This is a genomic window from Brevundimonas sp. P7753 (genome assembly GCF_013386595.1).
GTDB lineage: Bacteria > Pseudomonadota > Alphaproteobacteria > Caulobacterales > Caulobacteraceae > Brevundimonas > Brevundimonas bullata.
Map to the genome: position 1 here is coordinate 1 of NZ_JACARP010000093.1, position 1074 is coordinate 1074.

The 1074-nt window shown below is 72.1% G+C and carries 1 pseudogene; it reads right to left on the reverse strand.

From position 1 onward, the window contains the following. Positions 1-25: 25 nt before the first annotated feature. A pseudogene (locus tag HX774_RS16105) lies at positions 26-1004 on the reverse strand (DUF2336 domain-containing protein). Between the last annotated feature and the right edge of the window lie 70 nt (positions 1005-1074).

Genomic DNA, 1074 nt, shown 5'->3' on the forward strand with positions numbered 1-1074 from the left:
GGGAGGGAGAGGCGTCGCGTTCTTGCTAAGCCGCGTGCATGGCCTTGCGCATGCGCCAGAAGCGCAGGGTGCGCTGGGCGGCCTCGTTGGTCAGGTCGTTGTACATGCCGGCATAGGCGCGGGCCTTGCCCATGGCGTCGCCGTCGGTGTTCAGCAGGACCACGGCATAGGTCAGGAACAGGGCGCGATCCAGGTCGGCGGCCTTGCAGACCACGGCCAGGGCGTCGAGCTCGCGCCGGTCGATGATCTGGCGGGCGGTGTGGAAGTCGATGTCGGCCAGTTGCGACAGGGCGATCAGGAAGGAGGTCCGGCTGCCCGAGCGCAGGAAGCGGGCGAGCACCGGCGGGGTCAGCTGACCGGCCACGCTGAGCTCCTGGACGTAGGCCAGACTCTCGGCGTAGTCGGGCGGCAGGGCGCCGTCGTCGGTGGCGACGCGGGTGCGCCCGGCGGCCAGGGCGCTTTCCAGCAGGGCCGGGTCCATGCGGGCGTTCTGTTCCAGAATGCGCTGGCGCAGGCGGGCCTCGACCTCGAAATACATCTCGTTCAGCAGGTCGGGCGGCAGGCTGGCGCGCTCGACGGTCGGGGCGTGCAGGGCCGGATTGACGCGGGCGCGTTCGACGGCGGTCTCGCAGGCGGCGCGCGACAGCTGGGCGCCGTCGNNGCATATGGCCCTGACCACGCGATTGGATGACCTGGATCAGGTCGGCCTCGGTCAGCACCGGAGAGGCGCGCAGGACCGGGTGGGCCACGTCCTCGGCCTCGTCGTTGGCGAGGCGGCGGATCAGCTGGCGCGGGGCGTCGGGCGCGGCGGCGAAGCGTTCGGCCAGTTCGGCGCGGACGGCCAGCTCCATGGCGTCGGTCAGGTCGCTGAGCACCGAGCCGTAGAGGGCGGTCTCGGCCTCGCTGCGTTCCGGGTCGCCGAAGAAGTGGTCGGTCAGCTCGCGCAGCAGGGCGCGGCGCTTCTCGCTGGAGGTCTCCTGCGCCAGGGCGATCAGGTCGGGCAGACGCGAAGCGGCGTCGGACTCCGAGAGGGCGTCAGGCTCCGAGAGGGAGGCTGGGGGAGGGGCGGCGCCG